At 67.3% G+C, this 21,175-nt stretch carries 18 protein-coding genes and 5 pseudogenes; 11 read left to right on the plus strand and 12 right to left on the minus strand.

Annotated features, from left to right (window positions below):
- Window positions 1-39: 39 nt before the first annotated feature.
- Window positions 40-2,323, minus strand: a pseudogene (locus ACZK2V_RS12385) (FdhF/YdeP family oxidoreductase).
- Window positions 2,324-2,566: 243 nt separating this feature from the next.
- On the opposite strand from ACZK2V_RS12385, the gene fdhD reads away from it, so the two are divergent.
- A complete protein-coding gene (fdhD, locus tag ACZK2V_RS12390) occupies window positions 2,567-3,406 on the plus strand; it encodes a formate dehydrogenase accessory sulfurtransferase FdhD (RefSeq protein ID WP_486322405.1) in 840 nt (279 codons plus the stop codon).
- A 69-nt stretch (window positions 3,407-3,475) separates the two neighbouring features.
- Here fdhD and ACZK2V_RS12395 read toward each other — a convergent pair whose 3' ends face one another.
- Window positions 3,476-4,012, minus strand: coding sequence for a carboxymuconolactone decarboxylase family protein (locus ACZK2V_RS12395; protein WP_486322406.1), 537 nt, complete (start codon window positions 4,010-4,012; stop codon window positions 3,476-3,478).
- A 105-nt stretch (window positions 4,013-4,117) separates the two neighbouring features.
- On the opposite strand from ACZK2V_RS12395, the pseudogene ACZK2V_RS12400 reads away from it, so the two are divergent.
- Window positions 4,118-4,997 (plus strand): annotated as a pseudogene (locus ACZK2V_RS12400) (AraC family transcriptional regulator).
- 116 nt (window positions 4,998-5,113) lie between these two features.
- Here the strand turns inward: ACZK2V_RS12400 and ACZK2V_RS12405 are convergent.
- The 8 genes and pseudogenes from ACZK2V_RS12405 to ACZK2V_RS12440 form a co-directional block, all read right to left on the minus strand.
- Window positions 5,114-5,671: a TetR/AcrR family transcriptional regulator gene (locus ACZK2V_RS12405; protein WP_486322407.1), complete on the minus strand. Its 558-nt coding sequence runs from the start codon at window positions 5,669-5,671 to the stop codon at window positions 5,114-5,116.
- Between the two features lie 4 nt (window positions 5,672-5,675).
- A pseudogene (locus tag ACZK2V_RS12410) lies at window positions 5,676-7,095 on the minus strand (MFS transporter).
- 262 nt (window positions 7,096-7,357) lie between these two features.
- Window positions 7,358-8,104: a hypothetical protein gene (locus ACZK2V_RS12415; protein WP_049422175.1), complete on the minus strand. Its 747-nt coding sequence runs from the start codon at window positions 8,102-8,104 to the stop codon at window positions 7,358-7,360.
- A complete protein-coding gene (locus ACZK2V_RS12420; RefSeq protein WP_486322408.1) occupies window positions 8,104-8,718 on the minus strand; it encodes a DUF3299 domain-containing protein in 615 nt (204 codons plus the stop codon). The genes ACZK2V_RS12415 and ACZK2V_RS12420 overlap by 1 nt, the downstream gene beginning before the upstream one ends.
- Window positions 8,708-9,235 (minus strand): DUF3299 domain-containing protein, encoded by a 528-nt coding sequence (locus ACZK2V_RS12425; protein WP_434060527.1) that lies wholly within the window; start codon window positions 9,233-9,235, stop codon window positions 8,708-8,710. Before ACZK2V_RS12425 ends, ACZK2V_RS12420 begins: the two co-directional genes overlap by 11 nt.
- A 26-nt stretch (window positions 9,236-9,261) precedes the next feature.
- Window positions 9,262-10,513 (minus strand): annotated as a pseudogene (locus ACZK2V_RS12430) (ABC transporter permease).
- A pseudogene (locus ACZK2V_RS12435) lies at window positions 10,506-11,199 on the minus strand (ATP-binding cassette domain-containing protein). Before ACZK2V_RS12435 ends, ACZK2V_RS12430 begins: the two co-directional pseudogenes overlap by 8 nt.
- Window positions 11,196-11,729 (minus strand): ZrgA family zinc uptake protein, encoded by a 534-nt coding sequence (locus ACZK2V_RS12440; protein ID WP_486322409.1) that lies wholly within the window; start codon window positions 11,727-11,729, stop codon window positions 11,196-11,198. Before ACZK2V_RS12440 ends, ACZK2V_RS12435 begins: the two are co-directional and overlap by 4 nt.
- 32 nt (window positions 11,730-11,761) lie before the next feature.
- Between ACZK2V_RS12440 and ACZK2V_RS12445 the strand changes: the two genes are divergently transcribed.
- Window positions 11,762-12,238, plus strand: coding sequence for a MerC domain-containing protein (locus tag ACZK2V_RS12445; protein WP_125893594.1), 477 nt, complete (start codon window positions 11,762-11,764; stop codon window positions 12,236-12,238).
- Between the two features lie 86 nt (window positions 12,239-12,324).
- Here the strand turns inward: ACZK2V_RS12445 and ACZK2V_RS12450 are convergent, their stop codons facing one another.
- A complete protein-coding gene (locus tag ACZK2V_RS12450) occupies window positions 12,325-14,457 on the minus strand; it encodes a TonB-dependent receptor (protein WP_486322410.1) in 2,133 nt (710 codons plus the stop codon).
- 188 nt (window positions 14,458-14,645) lie between these two features.
- Between ACZK2V_RS12450 and ACZK2V_RS12455 the strand changes: the two genes are divergently transcribed.
- From ACZK2V_RS12455 to ACZK2V_RS12480, 6 genes are all read left to right on the plus strand, one after another.
- Window positions 14,646-15,527: an AraC family transcriptional regulator gene (locus tag ACZK2V_RS12455; RefSeq protein ID WP_486322411.1), complete on the plus strand. Its 882-nt coding sequence runs from the start codon at window positions 14,646-14,648 to the stop codon at window positions 15,525-15,527.
- A gap of 70 nt (window positions 15,528-15,597) precedes the next feature.
- Window positions 15,598-15,975: a copper homeostasis periplasmic binding protein CopC gene (copC, locus tag ACZK2V_RS12460; RefSeq protein WP_486322412.1), complete on the plus strand. Its 378-nt coding sequence runs from the start codon at window positions 15,598-15,600 to the stop codon at window positions 15,973-15,975.
- 10 nt (window positions 15,976-15,985) lie between these two features.
- Complete coding sequence (copD, locus tag ACZK2V_RS12465; protein ID WP_486322413.1) at window positions 15,986-16,870, plus strand: copper homeostasis membrane protein CopD; 885 nt, start codon at window positions 15,986-15,988, stop codon at window positions 16,868-16,870.
- A gap of 45 nt (window positions 16,871-16,915) precedes the next feature.
- Window positions 16,916-17,614, plus strand: a complete 699-nt coding sequence (locus ACZK2V_RS12470) for a heavy metal response regulator transcription factor (protein ID WP_486322414.1) — start codon at window positions 16,916-16,918, stop codon at window positions 17,612-17,614.
- Complete coding sequence (locus ACZK2V_RS12475; protein ID WP_486322415.1) at window positions 17,611-18,336, plus strand: hypothetical protein; 726 nt, start codon at window positions 17,611-17,613, stop codon at window positions 18,334-18,336. The genes ACZK2V_RS12470 and ACZK2V_RS12475 overlap by 4 nt, the downstream gene beginning before the upstream one ends.
- On the plus strand, window positions 18,284-18,976 hold the full coding sequence (locus ACZK2V_RS12480) for an ATP-binding protein (protein ID WP_486322416.1): 693 nt from the start codon (window positions 18,284-18,286) through the stop codon (window positions 18,974-18,976). Before ACZK2V_RS12475 ends, ACZK2V_RS12480 begins: the two co-directional genes overlap by 53 nt.
- Before the next feature lie 65 nt (window positions 18,977-19,041).
- On the opposite strand, the gene ACZK2V_RS12485 is transcribed toward ACZK2V_RS12480, so the two are convergent.
- On the minus strand, window positions 19,042-19,935 hold the full coding sequence (locus ACZK2V_RS12485; protein WP_486322417.1) for a LysR family transcriptional regulator: 894 nt from the start codon (window positions 19,933-19,935) through the stop codon (window positions 19,042-19,044).
- 105 nt (window positions 19,936-20,040) lie between these two features.
- On the opposite strand from ACZK2V_RS12485, the gene ACZK2V_RS12490 reads away from it, so the two are divergent.
- Together ACZK2V_RS12490 and ACZK2V_RS12495 are read left to right on the plus strand one after the other, a co-directional pair.
- Entirely contained in the window at window positions 20,041-20,781 is a 741-nt protein-coding gene (locus tag ACZK2V_RS12490; RefSeq protein WP_154352671.1) for an SDR family oxidoreductase, read from the plus strand.
- 79 nt (window positions 20,782-20,860) lie between these two features.
- Window positions 20,861-21,175, plus strand: a complete 315-nt coding sequence (locus ACZK2V_RS12495; protein WP_032129447.1) for a hypothetical protein — start codon at window positions 20,861-20,863, stop codon at window positions 21,173-21,175.

Genomic DNA, 21,175 nt, shown 5'->3' on the forward strand with positions numbered 1-21,175 from the left:
CCAGGCAGATTCACCCGCTGATGATAGCCGATGCGCGGGTCACGCAATCGCCGCCACCATTGCGCTCATCCGCACCGGGATCGACTTGGCCGCTGGGGTACCGCTGACCCGGTCGTAGTAGTCCAGCGGCAGCAGCGGGTTCAACTCGGGGTAGTAACCGGCCAGGGCGCCGCGCGGCATCGGGTAGTCCAGTACGGTCAGGCCCTCGATGCGCCGCTGCACGCCATCACCGCTGATGGTCTCCAGGCTGACCAGCGCCTCCTTCTCCAGCCCGCGCGCCAGCCGGTCCTCGATGTTCATGAACAGCACCATGCGATCGTTGTAGACGCCGCGGTAGCGGTCGCTGTAGCTGTAGATGGTGGTGTTGTACTGGTCGTGCGAGCGCACCGTGGCCAACCGCAGCATCCCGGGATCGTCCACCGGCGCGTCCACGTCCAGGCCTGGCATCACCAGGATGTTGGCCTTGCCGTTGGGCGTGGGCCACACTCGACGGCGCGGTGGAATGTCCAGATGGAAGCCGTGCGGCTGCTGGATGCGCTCGTTGAAGCCGGTGTAGATCTCCGGATACACCGCCGCAATCAGCTCGCGGATGGGTGCGTAGTCATGCATGCACCCCGCCCAGTCGACCTTGCTGTGCGGCAATGTTGCCATCGCCATGCGACAGACGATCTCGACCTCCGGGAGCACGTCCGTGCTGACCGGCTCGAGCACGCCGCGCGAAGCGGTCACGTTCGACATCGCGTCTTCGATAGTGACGAATTGCTCGCCGGCAGGCGTAACGATGCGCTCCGAGCGTGCGACCACCGGCAGGATCAAGGCATCGCGGCCATGCACCAGGTGACCCCGATTGAGCTTGGTGGCGATGCCGACCGTCAGCTCCAGGCCACGCATGGCCTCGTACGCGCGCGGTGTATCGGGCACGGCGTGGATGAAGTTGCCACCCATACCGATGAACACCTTGGCGCTGCCGTCCAGCATCGCCTCGATCGATTCGACCACGTGATGACCGTGCTCGCGCGGCGGATCGAAGCCGAACACCTGCTGCACGCGCTCCAGATAGGCCGGCTTGGGTTTCTCGTCGATGCCGACGGTACGGTCGCCCTGCACGTTGGAATGGCCACGGATCGGCCCGATGCCTGCGCCGGGCTTGCCGAAGTTGCCACGCAGCAACAGCAGGTTGGCCACCTGCTGCAGCAGGGTCGAACCATACTGATGCTGGGTCAGGCCCATGCCATAGCAGATCACCGTGGCCTTGGAGCGGATGTAGATCTCGGCGCAGCGGCGGATCTGCGCCTGCGTGATACCGGAGACCTGCACGATCTCGTTCCAGTCCTGCGCCATCACATCTGCGCGCAGTGCGTCCAGGCCCACCGTGTGCTCGGCCAGGAAATCGTGGTCAAGCACGCGCTCACCCTGCGCTTCGCGCTCGAACATCACCTTCATCATGCCCTTGATCAGGGCCAGGTCGCCGCCAATGCGGATGTGCACGAACTCACTGGTGATCTCGGTCGAACCGAACGTGGCCATCTGCACCATGTCCTGCGGTTCGGCGAAACGGATCAGCGCGCTCGGGCATCGGGTTGACCGCCACGATCGGGATGCCGCGTTTGCGCGCCTCGACCAGGTTGCTCATCATCCGCGGCGAATTGGTGCCGGTGTTCTGGCCGATCACGAAGATCGCCTCGGCGTGCTCGAAATCCTGCAGCACGATGGTGCCCTTGCCCACGCCGATGGCCGGCGGCAGGCCGCGGCTGGTCGGCTCGTGGCACATGTTCGAGCAGTCCGGGAAATTGTTGGTGCCGAACTCGCGCACGAAGATCGAATACAGGAATGCAGCTTCGTTGGGCGTGCGGCCGGAGGTGTAGAACTCGGCCTGGTGCGGGCTGTCCAGCGCCTGCAGATGACGGCCGATCAAGGCGAACGCCTCGTCCCAGCTGCACGGAACGTAATGATCGGTGGACGCGTCATAGCGCATCGGCTCAGTCAGCCGGCCCTGCATCTCCAGCCAGTAGTCGGTCTGCGCCATCAGCTCGGTCACGGTGTGCTGAGCGAACAGCTCGCGGCCGGCACGGAACTGGGTGGCTTCCCAGGCCAGCGCCTTGGCACCGTTCTCGCAGAATTCCAGCTTCCTGCGTTCGTCGGCATCGGGGAACGCACAGCTGGGGCACTTGAAGCCACCGGGCTGGTTCATTGCCAGCAGCGCCTTCGAGCCCTTGCCGATCACACTCTGCTGCAACAGCACCTTGGCCGTGGCACCGGCGGCACCCCAGCCACCGGCCGGCTGGTTGTAGGGCTTGTAGCGCGGCGGCTTCTGCTCGGACATGTTCGGGAACCTGGCGGGAGGAACACAACAATCAACGGCGCGGGATGGGCGGGATGCGGCGTCTGCAGCGCGGCCAGCCCCGCAGTCAAGCACGGACAAGGCCGCTTCGCCAGAGGCAGATGCTGTTTTCAGCGCAGCCTGCCATGACAACGGTTACACCCGCGTCAGCGCCCGGCCACTGCGCTATTCTCGAAGCCGTGGGTGGTCCACCACCTGCGTATTTCCCTTGCCCGGACGCGCTGCATGCCTGACTCGACCCCGCCGCACTCCCCGCCTGCCGGCACGGCCCAGCGTCCGTTGCAGCGCTGGCGCAGCGAGGGGCACCAGCAGCAGGTCGACGTGGTGGCCGAGGAAGTGCCGGTTGCACTGCGCTACAACGGCGCCGCCTTCGCAGTGATGATGGCCACGCCCTGCGACCTGGAAGACTTCGCGCTGGGTTTCTCGCTCAGCGAGGGGCTGATCAATACGCCCTCGCAACTGCTGTCGATCGAGGTCCGCCCGCAGCTGGAGGGCATCGAACTGCAGATGACCGTTTCCGACGACGCACCCGGTGCCGATCTGGATCCGGCCAATGGCCGCCTGCTGCCCGGTCGCGGAGGCTGTGGCCTGTGCGGCACGCGCCAGCTGGAGGATGTGCTGCGCCCGCTTCCGCAGATCCGCGAGCGTCGCACCTATCCGCATGCCGCGTTGCAGCGGGCACTGGCCACGCTGGCGCAGCATCAGCCGATGAATGCGGTGAGTGGATCGACGCACGCCGCGGCCTGGGCCGATGCCAGCGGGCGGATTGGCTGGGTGCGCGAGGATGTGGGCCGTCACAATGCGTTGGACAAACTGATCGGCGCCCTGCATCACAACGAGCACGCCATCGACGGTGGGTTGCTGGTGATTTCCAGCCGCGCCAGCTATGAGATGGTCAGCAAGGCGATACGTGCGGGTGCCAGCGTGCTGGCAGCGGTGTCTGCGCCGACCGCGCTGGCGATCGACCTGGCCCGCAGTGCCGGACTGTGCCTGGTCGGATTCGCGCGGGAGAGCGGGTTCAATGTGTATACGCACCCCGAGCGGCTGCAGGCGGACGACAGGTAGCGCCGACCACCCCGTCTGCTCCATTTCGACCGGCCCGGGCGGCCACTGCCACCCGAGCCGAACCGCATCTCAGCGCAGCGCCACCTTCGGGAAGTCCACCGGCACGTCGAACGCGACGTTGACGTAGTTGGTGAACAGGTTGAGCGCCACATGGGCGAGGATCTCGACGATCTGCTCGTCATCGAAGCCGGCTGCGCGCAACGCCTGCACATCACCGTCGGTGATCTGTGCACGCTGTTCAACCACCTTCAGCGCGAAGTCGAGCGCCGCCGAGGTGGCCGGATCACTGGAGTGGCCGATCTGCGCGGCAGCCATCTGCTCGCTGCTGGCACCAGCCTTGCGACCCAGTGCGGTGTGCGCCGCCAGGCAGTATTCGCAGGCATTGCGGTTGGCGATGGCGACGGCGATCTGCTCGCCCAGCAGCGGCGACAGGCGACCGCCGCCCAGTGCGCCGAACGAGCCCCACATGCTCTGCAGGGCGGCCGGTGAATTGGCCACAGCGCGGAACATGGCCGGGGTGGCACCGAAGGCGGCGTGGACCTGGCCCAGCAGGGCCTGGCGGTCGGCGGTGGTGTTGGCGGCATCGATCAGGGGGACACGGGACATGGTGGATCTCCTTGGGAAAGCGCCCGGATTGGACGACCCGCTCATCCTAGGTAGACTCTACGGACGTATTGGTCGTAATTGGCCACACATGTTGTCCAGTCGTCCATGAGCATGCCCACCGACACCTCCGCACCCGACCGCCTCTCCTCTCTGCTGGAACGCTTCCGGGTGCAGGCCGCGCTGTTCCACAGCGGACCTCTGTGCGGGCGCCATGTCTTCGAGCCGCAGCCCGGTCGGGCGTTCCTGCACATCCTGCGCCAGGGTGAAATGGAGGTCCGTCATCCCGACGGCGATATCGCGCTTCCTCGCTTGAAGATCGACGCGCCCAGCCTGCTGCTGTACCCGCAGCCACTGCACCACGTGTTCTTCAATGCGCCGCTGGATGGCCCCGACTTCACCTGCGCCACGCTCGACTTCGATGGCGGCGCGCAATCCCATCGTGCAGTCGCTACCGCCGGTGATGGTGGTGCCGCTGGCCGCGATCGACGAGCTGGACGACACCCTGCATCTGCTGTTCACCGAGGCCGACCGCCAACGCTGCGGTTCGCGGCTGCTGACCAACCGGCTGTTCGAAGTGGCGCTGATCCAGATCCTGCGCTGGGTGGTCGATCATCCCGATGCGGCCGGGGTCAGCCACGGGCTGATGCGTGGGCTGTCAGATGCACGGCTGGCACGCACACTGGTGGCAATGCACCAGGCGCCGCAGGACGAATGGACGCTGCCGCGCATGGCGTCGACCGCCGGCATGTCGCGTAGCGCGTTCGCAGCCGTGTTCAAGGAGGTGATGCAGGCGACGCCGGCCAGTTATCTGCTGGATTGGCGGCTGAGCCTGGCCTGCGCGCAGTTGCGGGCGGGCGTGGCGGTCAAGCAGGTGGCGATCGAGGTGGGGTTTGCCGATACCGCGTCGTTGTCGAAGGCGTTCCGCAAGCGATTGGGGGCCTCGCCGAGGGCCTGGCTGGCCGCGAGCGCAGCGCAGGCTGGGTAAATGGAGAGGGGTAGAGTCGACGGCTGGTCGACTATCGCGCGAAGCGCGGGATTTTCGTGAGCAGCCGACCAGCGGTCGGCTCTACCAGGAGCGGCGTCCCCGCGTCGGTCGACGGCTCAGCTGGACGTCCCATCAGACTTCGCCAGCAGCCCGGCGATGCGCTCCGCTACCTGGGCGCGCACGCTTTCATCCAGCTGCCCTTCGTACATCGCCTCGTAGATCCACAGGCCATCGGCCGCCAGCCGCGCCACGAAGTTGTCGAGCGCGGCCGGGTCATTCTGTCCGGCCGACGGCGGCAACGGCGCCCAGCGCCGAACAGCCGGTCCCCACGGACGCTCATCGGCGTCCGGGTCGGCCGATTCGAGCATGAACATCAGTTCGGCACGGGTGGCACTCTGCGCCGAGACGCGCACGAAGGTCTGGTAGCGCTCCAGCGCCGTGGCCTCGTCTGCGGTCTTGCCCAGCAGCGACTCCATCGACGCTTCCCAGGCCTGCACCAGGTGCTCGTCGATGCCGCGCAGCAACGCTTCGCGCGACGGGAAGTGATACAGCAGGCCGCCACGGGTCAGCTTGGCCTCGGCCGCCACCGACTCGAAGGTCACCGCGCGCACGCCGTCACGATTGATCACGTTGACGGCGGCGTCGAGGATGCGGTCGCGCTTGCTGGTTCTCATCGCGTCATTTTACGCGATCGGCCGCACCCTCGCGGCCACCGACGCGCCCCCGCAACAGGCGCGCGATGATCGCCGCGCCCACTACCAGCACCACCGTGATCACCAGCAGCACGATCTGGTAGCCACGGTCATACGCGGCCGTGGCCAGTGCGAACCACTCGCCCTGCCCGCTTTCGCGTGCCACGTGCAGCGCCTGGGTGAAGCCGTCGCGGGCAAGCTCGGGCATGTCGGCCGAGGCCGGCAGGAAGGCGCCGTACATTGCCGCACTCAGGCTGCCCAGCATCGCCACAGCGAGCAGGCCACCAAGCTCGTAGGACACCTCTTCCACCGACGAGGCCATGCCCGCGCGGTGCGCTGGTACGTTGTTGAGGATGGCAGTGGACGCCACCGAGATGGCCGAGCCCATGCCGAAACCGGTGATCGCCATGCCGGCCACCACCCAACCGAGGCCGTGCGGGAAGCCGAACGCCACAACACCGACACCCACGGCGCCAGCCGCCAGGCCACCACAGATCAGCGGACGCAGGCCCACGCGGTGCAGGATGCTGCCGCCCAGCAGTGCACTCGGCAGGCTGCCCAGCGCCGCCACCGATACCAGCAGGCCTGCCTGCAGCGGTGTGAAGCCCGCCACCAGCTGGAAACGCTGGGTGGTAACCAGCTGCAGGCCGGCCATCGCGAACAGGGTGAACACCGCCGACAGCGTGCCGGCCAGGAACGCCGGATTGCGGAAGATCGCGAAGTCCAGCAACGGGTACGGCAACTGCTGCTGGCGACGTGCGAACGCCGCGCCGCTGATGACGGCCAGCAACAGCGCACCGGCACCCAGCGCATACGACGGCGGCGTAGCGATCAGTGACTTGATCGCCAGCACCAGGCCGGACAGCGCCGCCAATGCCAGCAACGAAGACACCAGGTCCCACGGCCGCGAGGTATCGCGCTGGCCTTCCGGTGCCAGCAGCAGCGTGGCCACGAATGCGACCACCACCACCGGCACGTTGATCAGGAACACTGAGCCCCACCAGAAGTGCTGCAGCAGCCAGCCGCCGATGATAGGACCCAGCGCTGCACCGACGATGGCCACCGAGCCCCAGATCGCGATGGCGATGTTGCGCTCGCGCTCTTCGTGGAAGCTCAGGCCGATCAACGCCAGCGTAGCCGGCATCATCGCTGCGGCGCCCACCGCCAGGAACGCGCGCGGCAATCAGCTGCGCCGCTGTAGCAGCGAACGCCGCTGCCAGCGAGGCGATGCCGAACACCACCAGGCCGATCAGGAACATGCGGCGGTGGCCGATGCGGTCGCCCAGCGTGCCCGCGCCCAGCAGCAGGCCGGCCATCACCAGCGGATAGGCGTTGATGATCCACAGTGCCTGGCCGGCGCTGGCCGAGAGTTCCTCGGTCAGGGTGGGCAGTGCGGTGTAGAGCACGGAGTTGTCGAGCGTGACCAGCAGCAGGCCGGCGGCGACGGTGAACAACAGCGCCCAGCGACGGGCACGCGACAGGGCCGGAGCACCGGCCAGGGGCTGGGACAAAGCCATGGGAGAATCTGGTGGGGTGGAGTACGGCCATAACTATACCGGATGTCCTGTATAGTTATGACCTTCGGAATCCACCAGTTCAGGGTCTGTAGGGGCAAGTCTGCTTGGCTGAACCGCCAGCCAGGCATGGCCTGGCTCTACTGGTAAACGCTTATCGGCAGTCTTCCGGCAGCGCGGCAATCGCCGACACCACCGCACCCTGCATGCCCTGCCCCACGGCCATGTCCAGTTCCCCGCCCGTTCCCCCATGCTGGCGCCGCAGTTCGTCCTCGCACAGGCCGCGCACCCGCGCACGGGCATTCGCGCGCAGGCTGCTGCATCGCCAATCGGTGCCACCCAGCGGCAGCACCGAATACACCACGCTGTTGCAGGCGTTGCCTGCCCGCTGCTGCAGCGACAGTCCGCCGAAATCCCGCGGCTCGCTGCTGCGCTGCGGGTCGAAATAGCTGTCCGGGAAGGTGCGCGCGTACTGCTCGATGTCCACGGCCATGCTGCGTCCACCGGCCAGCGGCATCTGCAGCGGCTGGCCACAGCGCGTGGCGTCGGCACGATGCTGGATGTACTGGTAGATCGGCCGGTCCAGCGTTGGATCCTGCTGGGTCACCGCACTGACCGCCGCCAACACCGGCAACGATGCACGATTGGCCATGCGCGCCAGCAGCCCCGCCTGCGCCGGCTGGCAGCGGTCGCGCAGGGTGGCCGCGAGCAGGAACAGTACGTCGTTGCGAAAGGCATGGTCATCACCCAGGCGCTGTTCGATGCGCTGGCGGGCATCGGACGAAGGCGGCGGAAATGCGATCGCGGGTGGCGCGATGGGTGCAGCCTGCCGCTGCCACCACACCAGCAGCGCAACCACCACCAGCAAGGCTGCTGCAACGATGATCCAGCGCGCACGCATCAGTTGTGGATCGCCGTCAGCGTCGCCGCTGCGGCGTCGTAGGACGCACTGGCGATATCCGCATCGAAGCGCTTGACCTGGAGGCGACCGGCCAACCGGTACGGATCCCACAGGTCGCCCAGTGCGATCGGCGTGGCCAGGGTCACATGGATGATCTGGTTCGGCGGCGGTGGCGGCACATGGATGCAGGCCCCGTAGAACGGCACGAACAACAGTTCGTCGACCAGTCCTGCGTCGTTGGTGCCCAGCGGCACCACGTAGCCATCCAGATCCACCGCGCGACCGTCGACAACGTCGACCACGCGCGAAGAGCCGAACTGCTTGGCGCGATCCGGGCTGGAATGGTCGATCTCCTGCCCCGGTGGCGTGCCCGAGCCGGTGTCATCGATCAGCCCGCCCACCCCGTCCATGCCATTGCGTGACAGGCCGATCTGCGGCGGCGGACGCTGGTAGGTCACTTCGTCGGGCCGCAGTGCATCCCAGCGGTCGATGGGCGCCTCGGTCGTGGCCGGCTGTGCCGGTGCTGCGGCGCCGGTGGTGGCTCCCCCACCCGCCTGCGTACACCCCAACAGGCCCAGGCAGCAGGTCAGTCCGATCAGGACGCTACGGTTCATACGGCCTCAGCTGCGCATCGCGCATGGTGTAGGCGGAGCCGGCCAGATCATCGTCCAGCCGTTCGGCGCGCAGGGTACCGGCCAGGAAGAACGGCGAATACATGTCCGGCATGTCGATCGGGCGCGGCAGCACCACGTGCACGATCTGGTTCGGCGGTGGCGGCGGCACATGGATGCAGGCACCGTAGTACGGCACGAACAGGAATTCGGTCAGCCGCCCGTCCTGCGCGTTGGCCAGCGGCACCACGTAACCCGGCAAGCGCACCGGCCGCTGCAGTACGGTGTCCACGGTGCGGAACGTACCGAACTGCGGCATGCGCCGGTTGCCGTTGTGCTCGACCTCCGGCCCCTCGCCCCGCTCCAGCGCGGCCAGCTCGTCCTTCGGCATCATCTGCAACCAGTCCAGTTCCTGTTCCTCGGGAGCGGCCGGAGCATCGCGATCGACCACCGGTGACGGTGGCAGCGCCTGCACGCCGGTATCGACCGGGCGTTCGCAGGCGGTCAGCACCAGTAACATTGCCAACAGCGGTAACCAGCGCATGCTCAGCCCCCGGGTGACAGGCCATCGGCCAGCGTGCGCCGATAGGCCAGCAGCGCCGGTACCAGGCCGGCCACCGCGCTGATCGCCAGCACACCCGCGGCCCACGCCAGTTCGCGGCCATCCGGCCAGATGTGAGTGATCGACAGGCCAAAGTTGGCCAGCGCCCAGCCACGCCCGGCAATGCTGGTGGCCACCAGTGCGGCCAGTGCAAGCACGCAGGCAAGCGCGCTGGTCGCTACCGCCTCCACCACCAGCAGGCTGGCGATATAGCCCGGGCGTGCACCGATGGCACGCAGCACCGCCATCTCGCGCCGGCGCTCCTGCAGGGTCGAGACCAGCAGCGCCACCAGCGAGACCATGCCCAGCAGCACCACCATCGCACTGATCAGCTGCAGTGCCCGCTCGGCGATGCCCAGTGACTGCCACAGCTGCTGCAACGTCACGCCAGGCAGGATCGCCAGCATCGCCTCGTCCGGGTACTCGTTGATCCTGCGCTGTACCGAGAACGTGGCGATGCGCGAATTCAGGCCGAGCATGAAGGCGGTGATGCTGGTCGGGGTCAGGTCCAGGTGGCGCGCCTGCTCGGCGCTGACGCTGTGGCTGCGCAGCTGCACGCCGGAGCGCCAGTCGACATGGATCGCCTCGATGGCCGGCAGCGAGACCAGCACCGAGGAGTCGACCGGCGTGCCGGTGCGCTGCAGGATGCCGGCCACACGGAACGGCTTGTCGGCATGCGTGGCCAGCGTGACCGCGCCGGTGCCGTGCGCCAGCACGATCTCGTCGCCGAGGCCGACCTTCTGCGCGCGCCACCTCTGCGCCGATCACGGCGTCGTACAGATCGTCGAACGGCCGCCCCTGTGCAAACGCCAGCGCATGTCCCGCGCCGTAGCGGTAGTGCTCGAAATAGCCGCCACTGGTGCCGACCACCCGGTAGCCGCGCCACGAATCGCCCAGCGACAGTGGCACCGCCCACTTCACCTGCGGCAGCGAGGACAGCTCCTGGTAGGACTGCCAGGACACGTTGTTGGTCGGGTCGCCGATGTGGAACACCGAATACAGCAGCAGGTTCACCGGCCCGGAGCGGGCACCGACGATCAGGTCCGTGCCTGAGATGGTGCTGGCAAAACCTTCATGCGCCTGCGTGCGCACGCGCTCAACACCGAGCAGCAGCACCACGCTGAGGGTGATCACCAGCACGGTGAGGCTGACGCTCAATGCGCGGCTGCGCAGGCTGGGCCAGGCAAGTTCAAGCATGGGTGCCACCTGCCTGGTTGATCTCGGAAAGTGAAATGGTGCGGTCGAACAACGGCTGCAGGCTTTCATCGTGGCTGACCACCAGAACCGTGGTACCGGCAGCCCGGCACTGTGCGGACATCAGCTGCAGGAAGGCGGTCGCGGCTTGGCGATCCAGCGCCGAGGTCGGCTCGTCGGCCAACAGCACCGCCGGCCGGCCGATCAGCGCACGTGCGGCCGCCACGCGTTGTTGCTGGCCAACACTGAGCGTACCCGCGCGCCGCTGCATCAGCTCGGGATTGAGCTGCAGGGCCTGCAGCAGGCGGGCGATCTCGGCATCCAGCGGCCCACTGATGCGCGCTGCGCAGGCGCGAAAAGCGCAGGCCCAGCGCGATGTTGTCGCGTACGCTGAGAAACGGCAGCAGATTGAACTGCTGGAAGATCACGCCCAGGTGATCGGCACGGAAGCGATCGCGCGCAGCACCCCGCATCATCTGCAGCGCGTGACCCGCCACTTCGACGCGCCCCCTGCCGGGTAGCAGGACGCCGGCCAGCAGGCCGAGCAAGGTACTCTTGCCGCCCCCGCTCACTCCACGCAACAGCACGCTGCTGCCCTGCTCTATCAGCAGCTGCGGGATATCCAGCACCAGGCGTGTTGCGTAGCCGAACTGCACATCCTCCAGGGCGATCACCGCTGGCGTGCTCACGGCGCCAGCACCACGCGCAGGTTGTCGGCACTCAGCACGCTGCGCTCCTGGCCGTTGGCCGTCGCACTGTTGACGATGACTTCGTGCAACCCGGGGAACAGCACCGGCAGGCGCACGACCAGGGCGCGCAGTGCACTCGGATTCGTGCAGCGATACTGCAGGTTGGCAGTGAAACCGGCGTGGCGATGCTGCCCGGCCGCTGGCACAGCGGCGGTCGCAGCGAAGCCTTCGGCACTGGCGTCACTGCTGGCCAGGCGGCAGTTGGCGGCGGTGGGCAGGGTCACCCAGCTGCCGCCCTTCAGCAATGCCGTGGCGCGCGACAGTGCCGCCTGCTCGGTCGCGTTGGCGGGCGGTCGCTCGAAATCAAGAATGCCGATACCCGGCGCCTGCAGGGCGAACTCCAGCGTTCCCTGGTCGAGTGCGAGATCAACAGTCGCCTGGCCGTGCACGTGTGGCGCGTGCTGGCGGACATCGTGTGCCTGGGCCGCGTTGGCGGCCAGCAGCAGGAAAAGAGCAGCAGGAAGCTTCATGGGGGAGACTCCAATTGTTACTATGTAACATAATGGACCACATCCCCCCGACCCCCGCAAGGGCTCTGGCCCAGCCGCCAACTTCGGCACGCTGGCATCCCCGTTTCGATCTGGCCGGCGCCTGGCTGTCGCTGGCCTGCGCCGCCCATTGCATCGCCCTGCCGCTGCTGCTGGCCTTCGTGCCGGCGGCAATGATGGCGCTGCGCTCGTTCCAGCACCCCGGCCACGGCGTGATGACGCTGCTGTTGATGATGTCGCGCTGGGAATGGTTGTTCGCATTGATGGCCTCGACGCTGGCGCTGGCCAGTACCACGGCCGGGCTGCACCGGCATGGGCGCTGGCTGCCGGTGCGGCTGGCCGTGGTTGGCGCGATCCTGCTGGTGTCGGCGTCGCTGTACCTGCCGTTGAAGGAATCGCTGCTCTGGCATGGCGTGGCCACCGCCTGCGGTGGCGTGCTGCTGGCATGCGCGCACATCGGCAACCGGCGGGCATTGCACGGCCACAGGTAGCGTTCCGAAGATGCCGGCCAGCGGCCGGCACTACCGTTTCGTTGGACCGGTAGCGCCGGCCGCTGGCCGGCGCGCGGCCCGCCTCCTCAGAAGCGGTAACCCACTTCCGCGCCGAAGATGCGCGGGCTGTCGACCGGGCCGTAGTAGTTGCCGTCGCGGCCGAAGGCCAGGTTGTCGAAGATCAGGCCGTTGATGCGGCGCTTGTTGGTCAGGTTCTGCACGAACACCCGCGCGCTCCACGGCCCGGTCTCGTAGCCCAGCTGAGCACCGAGCACGGCCACTGCCGGCTGGAACGCGCGGTTGCGTTCATCCAGTGCACTGGAGCCGGTGAACTGCGATTCCAGCCGTGCATGGATGCCCGATTCGAACTGATAGCGCGCCGCCAGATAGCCAGTGTAATGCGGCGTCAGCTTGACCCGCTTGCCATCCAGGTTCTGGTCCACGCTGACCCATAGCTTGGTGTACTTCGCATCGACGTAGCCCACATTCGCCATCAGGGTGAAGCCCGGCAGCACTTCAAACACGCCCTCCAGCTCGGCACCGCGGGAACGGATCGAGGCATCCGAACCTACGTAGTCCGACGAGATCGGGCGGCCGTTGGCATCGGTGGCCACCTGGATTTCCTGCCAGTTGTCCGAGGTGATGTGGAACAGCGCGCCGCCGATGTGGCCACGGCCGCCGGCCAGGTTCATCTTGAAGCCCAGCTCATGGCTCCACATGCGCTCGGATTCGTAGCGCAGCACCTTGTCGTTGACCACATCGCTCTGCGCCGCGGCAAGATTGAAGCCACCCGGAATGTAGCCCTTGGCCGAGGCCGCGTAGAAGGACAGGTCGTCAGTGGCGTCGTAGCGCAGTGACAGCCGCGGCAGCGTGGCCGAGAAGGTATGCGCCAGCGCTGCATCGCGGTACAGCACGCGGCCACCGGCGCCCAGGTCCAGCGCACCGGCACGCTGTTCGGTGGAGCGCCGTGCCTGCTCATGGCGCAGGCCGGCGCTGGCGGTCAGCTTCGGCACCGCCGGGAAGGTATAGCTGGCGGTGGCGAAGACGCTGTAGTCCTCGCCCTTGGAGGTCTGCCGCGGTGCCAGGTTGTAGCTGTCCAGCCCGTGCAGCGCCGGGCCGACGAAGGTGCCGAGGATCGAATCCTTGCTGTTGCGGTAGGTCGACACACCGGTCATCCAGGTCAGCGCCTGGTCGCTGGGCGAGCTGAAGCGCGCCTCGGCCGTCCATTCCTTCTTCCTGTCGTAGATGCGGCCGGCCAATGCCGGGCTATTGGTCATGTCGAAGTCGTAGCCGGCCGAGGTCACCTCCTCGTCCCGCCAGGAAGCGGCCACGTCCAGCGTGCCGGCCTGCAGCTGCCATTGCGCACTGAGGCCCGCCACCGTTTCGTCCTTTTCGGTGCGTTTGGGCGCGTCGTTGATGTAGGTGAAGTCTTCGGCACGGCGGCCGCCATTGAGCGAGGTGCCGTAGGTGCGGTTATAGAGGCCGGTATCCAGCGGAAGGTATTCATACTCGAACATGCCCGGCGCGCGGGTGCGCAGGTGGTAGGCCAGCGCGTTCACCGAGACGTAGTCGCTGGGCCGCCAGCGCAGCTTCCCCTGCAGGTAGCCTTCGCCGACCTTGCCGCGTGCACCGGAAGGCGTGAGGTTCTTCAGGTAGGCGTCCTCGTCGGAGCCCATGAACGCCACCGAGCCGGACAGGCTGCCCGTCTTGTTCAGCGGCCCCGCCAGGAAGCCATCGAGAGCGGTGCCATTGCCGTTGCCGAACCAGGTGCTGCGCACATTGATCTCGCCCTCGCGCTTATCCGCAGGACCACGCGTACGCACCAGTACCAGGCCGGATTCGCTGTTGGCGCCGTACAGCGTGCCCTGCGGGCCGCGCAGCACCTCCACCGACTCGACCTGGTTGAGCACGGCATTGCTCAGCTCGCGGAACGGAATGCCATCGATGTAGACCGAGGCACGATTGACCAGGAATGGATTGGACTCGATGCCGCGGATCGAGATGAACATGTTGCTGAGCTGCCCCATTGCGTTGAACTTCACGTTGGGCGCGAGCTTGTCGAGGTCACGGAACTCGGTGACGCCCGCTTCTTTCAGCGCCTGCCTGTCGAGCACCGTCACCGACAGATCGCTCTTCAGGTATGGGGTATCGCGCTTGGAACCGGTGACGCGGACACCGTCGAGCGTGGCCGGGTCGGCCTGCTGGGCAAGGGCGGGCAAGGCAGGAACGAGCAGGGATGCTGCGATGAGCGCGGCAGCAGGCGTGGACGACTTCAAAGCGGGAACCTCGACGGATGGAGTGGCGGACGCGCGGGCGGCGGCAGCGCGGGACAAGAGTGTTATCCTGTAACATTCGCGTCCTGCCGCCACTCCATTTCCGGCAGCGCCGCTCCATTCCCGGATCCGTGATGCCCGCCCTCGCCGACCAGCTGCTGCAGGAAACCCGGTCGCAGGCCCCTGCGGCCTACGCCAGCCACGATGGTGCGGTGGTGCTGCTGCGCCATCGCTTCGATGCCAGCGAAGGTGAGATGGGACATCCGCAGCAACTGCGCTTGGGCCTGGCCGTGGGCGGCGGCGGTCGGCTGCAGCAGCACACCCTCAGCGGTCTTCTGCAGGCTCCGTGGCGGCGCGGCCAGTTCAATCTGGTGCTGCCGGAAGACACCGGCACCTATGCCAGCCCCGCGGTCGATCTGCTCGGCATCGCCATCGATACCCACCTGCATCCGCAGGATCCGCAGCAGTTGCAACAGCTGCAGCCGCTGGCTGCGCGGCTGCACCACGACCCGGTGATTACTTCGGTGCTGCAGGCGCTGTGGTGCAGCGCGCAGGCTGATGTTTGCCTGCCCGGCTTCCTCGAGCATGGCGCGCAGGTGCTGCTGCACCGCCTGGGTCAGCTTGCCGGTCAGCCGCGCCAGGCGCGTGGCACGGTGTCCCCACTGTCGGCCCGACGGTTGCGGCAACTGGAGGCCTACATCGACGCGCAACACGGCCAGGCGCTGACCGTTCCACAGCTGGCCGCTGCAGTGCAGATGGAGGCCGCGACGTTCGGCCGCGCGCTGCGTGCGGCCACTGGCCTGCCGCCCTATGCGTTCCTGACCGAGCACCGCATGCAGCGGGCGCGCCGAACTCGCGCAGGGCCGGCGTGTCACCGACGTTGCCCTGGCCAGCGGATATGCCAATCCCAGCAAGTTCAGCGCTGCGTTCCGGCGTGTGGTCGGTTGTTCGCCGTCGGCATGGATCGCGCAGTCACGGGCCCGGTAGTGCCGGCCGCCAACATTACAAACTGGTAATGTCCAGGTCAGGGCCTCGAAAGGCGGTGGACGTCACCCTGCAGGCCACTTCCTCATCGGTGATCCGCATATGACCCGCTCCCTGTTCCGCGTCGTCCCGCTCGCCCTGCTGCTGTCCGGCCTTTCGGCCGCGCCGCTGGCGCTGGCCCATCCCAGCCTGGTGCGTTCGACGCCAGCGGCCGATGCCACCGTGGCCCCGGCCAGCCAGATCGAGCTGCAGTTCAGTGAGAAGGTGATGCCGCGTGCCACCCGCATCGAACTGAGCATGGACCACGGCCGCATGAAGATGGCGATGCCGACCACGGCGCAGGAGATCTCCGAGGACGGCCACACCCTGCGCGCGCGCTTTGCCAAGCCGCTGCCCGCCGGCAGTTACGCACTGCAGTGGCGCGCGGTCGGCCAGGACAGCCATCCGATCACCGGCACCTACCGCTTCACCGTGAAGTAAGGCCATCGCTGTGGCCGAGCTTTCGCCATACGCGCTGCGGCTGGCGCTGTATCTGGCCCTGATGCTGCTGTTCGGGCGGATGCTGTTCGTCCGCCCCGGACTGCCGCGCAGCGTCTCGCTGGGCCTCACTTTTGTGGCACTGGTGCTGGTCGGCATCGATGCGGTCACCCGATTGTCCGGCGTGCTTGACATATCACCGGTCGACATCGATGGCGAGACAGCGCGCTGGTTTCTTACCGGTACGCCGGTGGGCGAGGCGGGACTGCTGCGTATCCTGGCCCTGCTGGCAATGCTGCCGCTGCTGGCAGTCAATCACCCGGTGCAGGGCCTGCGCCGCCCTGCACTGCTGGCACTCTCGGCGGTGACCCTGGCCAGCCTCGCCTGGAACGGCCACGCCGCTGCTGGCGATGGGGTCGCTGGATGGCTGCGTCTTGCTGCCGGCATCGTGCACCTGCTGGCGGCCGGCGCCTGGATCGGTGCGATCGCCGCCATCGTGCAGCTAGCACTGCGCCGCCAGGGCCTGCGCCTGCGCGAACGCACCCACGAACTATGGCAGGCCGCGCACGGCTTCGCCGTGCCCGGCACGATCATCGTCGCCCTGCTGGCGATGACCGGCACCTATACCTATGTCGATCTCGGCGGTTCCATACAGACCCTGACCGGCGCCGCGCATGGACGCTGGCTGCTGCTCAAGCTGGCACTGGTGGGTGGCATGCTGGGCCTGGCCGCGCTGCATCGCTGGCGGCTGGTGCCGGCGCTGGCGGTCTCCATCCGGGGTGGCTGGCAGCCCAGGCCGCTGCGTTCACTGCGCCACAGCCTGGCCTGCGAATCGGTACTGGCGCTGCTGGTGCTGGCCTGTGTCGCGATTCTCGGCACGCTGGATCCGCTGGCATGAGACTGCGCAGCCAGCCCACGCCCAAGCTGCGATGATGGGCGCACCATGAAACTGCTGATCGTCGAAGACGAACCCAAGACCGGCAACTACCTGCGCCAGGGCCTGATCGAGGCCGGCTACGTGGTCGATCTCGCCTGCAACGGCGTCGACGGGCTGCACCTGGCCGGTAGCGGCGAGTACCAGCTGGTCATTCTCGATGTGATGCTGCCCGGCCTGGATGGCTGGACTGTGCTGTCGCGGCTGCGTGGAGCCGGCTGGCCGCTGCCGGTGCTGTTCCTGACCGCACGCAGCAGCATCGCCGACCGCGTGCAGGGCCTTGAGCTGGGCGCCGACGACTACCTGGCCAAGCCCTTCGCTTTCGCCGAGCTGCTGGCGCGCGTGCGCACGCTGCTACGCCGCGGCCAAGCGGTGCCGCAGGTTGAACGCATCGTCATCGCCGACCTGGTGGTGGATACCCAGCGCCGCCGGGTGGAGCGTGGCGGCCAGCGCATCGCGCTCAGCCAGAAGGAGTACACCCTGCTGGAACTTCTGGCGCGGCGGCGCGGTGAAGTACTGCCGCGCTCGTTGATCGCCTCGCAGGTGTGGGACATGAACTTCGACAGCGACACCAATGTGATCGACGTGGCGATCCGCCGCCTGCGCGCGAAGATCGACGATGACTTCGACGCCAAGCTCATCGTCACCGTGCGCGGCATGGGCTACGTGCTCGAAGCACCAGACGACGGCGCTGTGAGCAACGGATGAGCCTGCGCCGTTCCATCGCGGTGCGGCTGACGCTGCTGTTCGCCACCGTGGCCACGCTGGTGCTGGCCGCATTGGGCGTGGCCATCTATGTCAGCGCCCGCCATGACCTTGTTGCCCAGGACTTCATCGAACTGGAGAACAAGGTTGCGTTGATCCGCGATATTGCTGGCAATGGGCCCGCCGCCGCACGCGGCCCGCGGTTGGCAGAGGCGCTCAGCCATCATCCCGATATCGCCTTCCACATCGTCAATGGCCACGGAGCCGTGCTGTTCTCGACCGCACCGGCACTGCTGCGCGAGCACGCACGCAGCCAGCCCATCGACGCCGCGCCACGGCGGCACGACTGGATTCTCGACGATGGTCGCTGCATGCATGCCCTGCACCTGCGGCAGACCCTGGCCGACGGCAGCCAGCTGGTCACCCTGCTGGCCATCGATGACGACCGCCATGCCGATTTCCTGCAGCGCTTCCGCCATCTTCTGGCGATCGCCATCATCGGCGCCGCCGTGGCCAGCAGCCTGCTCGGCGGCTACGTAGTGCGACGCACGCTGCGACCGCTGCGTACGTTGGCCGATGAAGCCCGGCAGATCACCGCCGGTCGATTGCAGCGGCGTCTGAGCGCGCACGGCACCGGCCGAACTGGAACAGCTGGCACAGACACTCAACGGCATGCTGGCGCGCCTGCAGCAGGACTTCGCGCGCCTGACCGAGTTCTCTGGTGATCTGGCCCATGAGCTGCGCACGCCGATCACCAACATGCTGACCCAGGTACAGGTGGTGCTGGCCCACCCGCGCAGCAACGAGGCCTACCGCGAGACGCTGGCGTCGTGTGCCGAGGAGCTGCAGCAGCTGGCGCAGACCGTAGGCGACCTGCTGTACCTGGCGCAGGCCGAAGCGCCGGGCGCACTGCCCTCGCGTGAGCCGGTGGCGCTGGATGCGGTGGTGGATTCGCTGCTGGAGTTCTATGACCTGCTGGCCGAGGACCGGCAATTGACCCTGCGCCGCGACGGCGTGGCGAGCGTGGAAGGCAACCGTCTGATGCTGCACCGGGCGATCGCCAATCTGCTGTCGAATGCGTTGAAGCACGCAGCCGTGGGCAGCGAGGTGCGGGTGCAGCTGGTCGAGGGCGATGGCGTGTGCAGGGTCAGCGTGCACAACCTCGGCCCGCCGATTGCCGAAGCAGCACTGCCGCGCCTGTTCGATCGCTTCTATCGCGGCGAGCGTGGCCGCCACGAAGGTGCCGGACTGGGCCTGGCGATCACCCGTGCGATTGCACAGGCGCATGGCGGAACGGTAAGCGTGACCTCCGATGAAACCGGCACCGTGTTCGAGCTGGTGCTGCCAAGCGCATCAGCCCGGTAGTGCCGGCCGCTGGCCGGCAACCTTTGCACATCACGCGTGTTGCAGTTGCCGGCCAGCGGCCGGCACTACCTCATCTGGTCGAACACCCCGGCCACCCAGTCGATGAACACCCGCAGCCGCGGCGACGGCGTGCGGTTGCGTGGGTAGACCAGATTCAACGGGCTCGGCGTCGGCGGTGCGTGCGGCAACAGCTCGACCAGTTGCCCACGCGCAATGTAGGGGTCCATCCGGTAGCGCGGCGCCTGGATGATGCCCAGCCCTGCCAGCGCGGCACCGAGGAATGCGTCCGCGCCGGAAACCCTCGCCCGCGCGGGCAGCGGCACATAGCGCACCTGCCCACCCTGCTGGAACTCAAGCGGAATCAGCTGGCCGGTGACGCTGGAGCGATAGCCGACCATCTGGTGGCCTTGCTCCAGTGATTCGATGGTCTCGGGCACACCGTGCGCCTGCACATAACCCGGTGCGGCCACCGTAACTTCGCGCAGCAGCGTCAACCGCCGCGCCGCCAGATCGCTGTGGGCCAGGGTGCCGACACGCAGCGCCGCGTCCACACCCTCGCGCAGAAGGTCGACATAGCGATCGCCCTCGCTGACATCCAGTTCGATCTCCGGGTAGCGCTGCAGGAAATCTCGCAGGTGCGGAAACAACAGATGCCGGCCCAGCGTGCCGTGTACCTCGATGCGCAGCGGACCGCGTGGCGGCACGTCACGGAACGCGGCCTCGGCATCGTCCATGTCGGCGATCAACCGCAGGCAGCGACCATAGAAGGCCTCGCCTTCCAGGGTCGGCACCACCAGCCGCGTGGTCCGGTGCAGCAGGCGCACGCCCAGCCGATGCTCCAGTGCCTTGATCGCGTCGGTCACCGTGGCCCGCGGCAGGCCCAGGTCCTCGGAGGCACGGGTGAAGCTGCGGCGCTCGACGATACGGACGAAGGTGCGCATGGCCGTGAATCGGTCCATTGTTCGGCTACCCGGATGATGTTGGCGGATTATGCATGATTATCCGACCGGGCAAGATGGCGAAGATGGCCCTGCGCCACTCCGGCGTGCCTGCTGGACCGGATCATGCCCACCTCCCCCAATCGCATCGCCCTGGTCACCGGTGGTTCCCGCGGCATCGGTGCCGCCATTTCCCGGCGGCTCGCGGCCGATGGCCATGACGTGGTGATCAACTATGCCGGCCGCCGCGATGATGCCGAGGCACTGGCAGCCGAACTCAACGCCACCGGCGCACAGGCCATCGCGCTGCAGGCCGATGTGGCCGACCCGCAGGCGGTGCGCCAGCTGTTCGACGCCATCGAGGCGCGCTTCGGCGGTATCGACGTAGTGGTGAACAGTGCCGGCGTGCTGCAGTTGGCGCCGCTGGCCGACAGCGACGATGCCCTGTTCGAGCGGGTGATCGGGATCAATCTGAAAGGCGGCTTCAACGTGCTGCGCGAGAGCGCGCGACGGGTGCGCGACGGTGGCCGCCTGATCAGCCTGTCCACCAGCGTGGTCGGCATCAGACTGGAGCACTACAGCGTGTATGCCGCCAGCAAGGCGGCGGTGGAGACGATGGGCGCGATCCTCAGCAAGGAGCTGCGCGGGCGCAACATCACCGTGAATGCAGTGGCGCCCGGCCCGACCGCCACCGACCTGTTCCTGGAGGGCAAGTCACCCGAGCTGATCGAGCGGTTGGCGAAGATGAACCCCCTGGAACGGCTGGGTATGCCTGAGGACATCGCCGGTGCGGTGGCCTTCCTAGCCGGTGCTGATGGCGGGTGGATCAACGGGCAGGTGCTGCGCGCCAATGGCGGGATGGTGTAAGGACCACCGGACTGGCTATGCTCGGCCAAACGGAGGGGGCACGCGCATGGAAAAGCCGGGCATCTGGTATCGACTCTGGATGATCACGTTTCTGCTGGGAGGCCTGTTGGCGCTGGCGACGCTGGTGCTGTGGTCCTCGCTGCGTGGCGACGTACGCAATCTGGCGATGGCGCTGATCTGGGTGCTGTGGGCACTGGCCACCCTTTGCTTCTTCTTGGGTGGCATCGCCGATGGCTTTACGATCTGGGGCGTCAACATCGCCAAGAAGGTATGGCGTGCTGAAACGCCAGGCCGTTTCTGGCTCTTCCACATCACCACGACGGTGCTGTGCGTCAGTTGCCTGGGCCTGTTGATCGTACCGATGATGATTGCCTGGCAGGGCGTGGCGCAGTAA

The sequence above is a fragment of the Stenotrophomonas sp. 93052_Sma genome (assembly GCF_056481145.1).

Bases quoted from the DNA above. Each gene is read 5' to 3' on its own strand.
- fdhD (WP_486322405.1), top strand. From the start codon at position 2,567: ATGCCTGACTCGACCCCGCCGCACTCCCCGCCTGCCGGCACGGCCCAG.
- ACZK2V_RS12395 (WP_486322406.1), bottom strand. From the start codon at position 4,012: ATGTCCCGTGTCCCCCTGATCGATGCCGCCAACACCACCGCCGACCGC.
- ACZK2V_RS12405 (WP_486322407.1), bottom strand. From the start codon at position 5,671: ATGAGAACCAGCAAGCGCGACCGCATCCTCGACGCCGCCGTCAACGTG.
- ACZK2V_RS12415 (WP_049422175.1), bottom strand. From the start codon at position 8,104: ATGCGTGCGCGCTGGATCATCGTTGCAGCAGCCTTGCTGGTGGTGGTT.
- ACZK2V_RS12420 (WP_486322408.1), bottom strand. From the start codon at position 8,718: ATGAACCGTAGCGTCCTGATCGGACTGACCTGCTGCCTGGGCCTGTTG.
- ACZK2V_RS12425 (WP_434060527.1), bottom strand. From the start codon at position 9,235: ATGTTACTGGTGCTGACCGCCTGCGAACGCCCGGTCGATACCGGCGTG.
- ACZK2V_RS12440 (WP_486322409.1), bottom strand. From the start codon at position 11,729: ATGAAGCTTCCTGCTGCTCTTTTCCTGCTGCTGGCCGCCAACGCGGCC.
- ACZK2V_RS12445 (WP_125893594.1), top strand. From the start codon at position 11,762: ATGGACCACATCCCCCCGACCCCCGCAAGGGCTCTGGCCCAGCCGCCA.
- ACZK2V_RS12455 (WP_486322411.1), top strand. From the start codon at position 14,646: ATGCCCGCCCTCGCCGACCAGCTGCTGCAGGAAACCCGGTCGCAGGCC.
- copC (WP_486322412.1), top strand. From the start codon at position 15,598: ATGACCCGCTCCCTGTTCCGCGTCGTCCCGCTCGCCCTGCTGCTGTCC.
- ACZK2V_RS12470 (WP_486322414.1), top strand. From the start codon at position 16,916: ATGAAACTGCTGATCGTCGAAGACGAACCCAAGACCGGCAACTACCTG.
- ACZK2V_RS12475 (WP_486322415.1), top strand. From the start codon at position 17,611: ATGAGCCTGCGCCGTTCCATCGCGGTGCGGCTGACGCTGCTGTTCGCC.
- ACZK2V_RS12480 (WP_486322416.1), top strand. From the start codon at position 18,284: ATGCTGGCGCGCCTGCAGCAGGACTTCGCGCGCCTGACCGAGTTCTCT.
- ACZK2V_RS12485 (WP_486322417.1), bottom strand. From the start codon at position 19,935: ATGGACCGATTCACGGCCATGCGCACCTTCGTCCGTATCGTCGAGCGC.
- ACZK2V_RS12490 (WP_154352671.1), top strand. From the start codon at position 20,041: ATGCCCACCTCCCCCAATCGCATCGCCCTGGTCACCGGTGGTTCCCGC.
- ACZK2V_RS12495 (WP_032129447.1), top strand. From the start codon at position 20,861: ATGATCACGTTTCTGCTGGGAGGCCTGTTGGCGCTGGCGACGCTGGTG.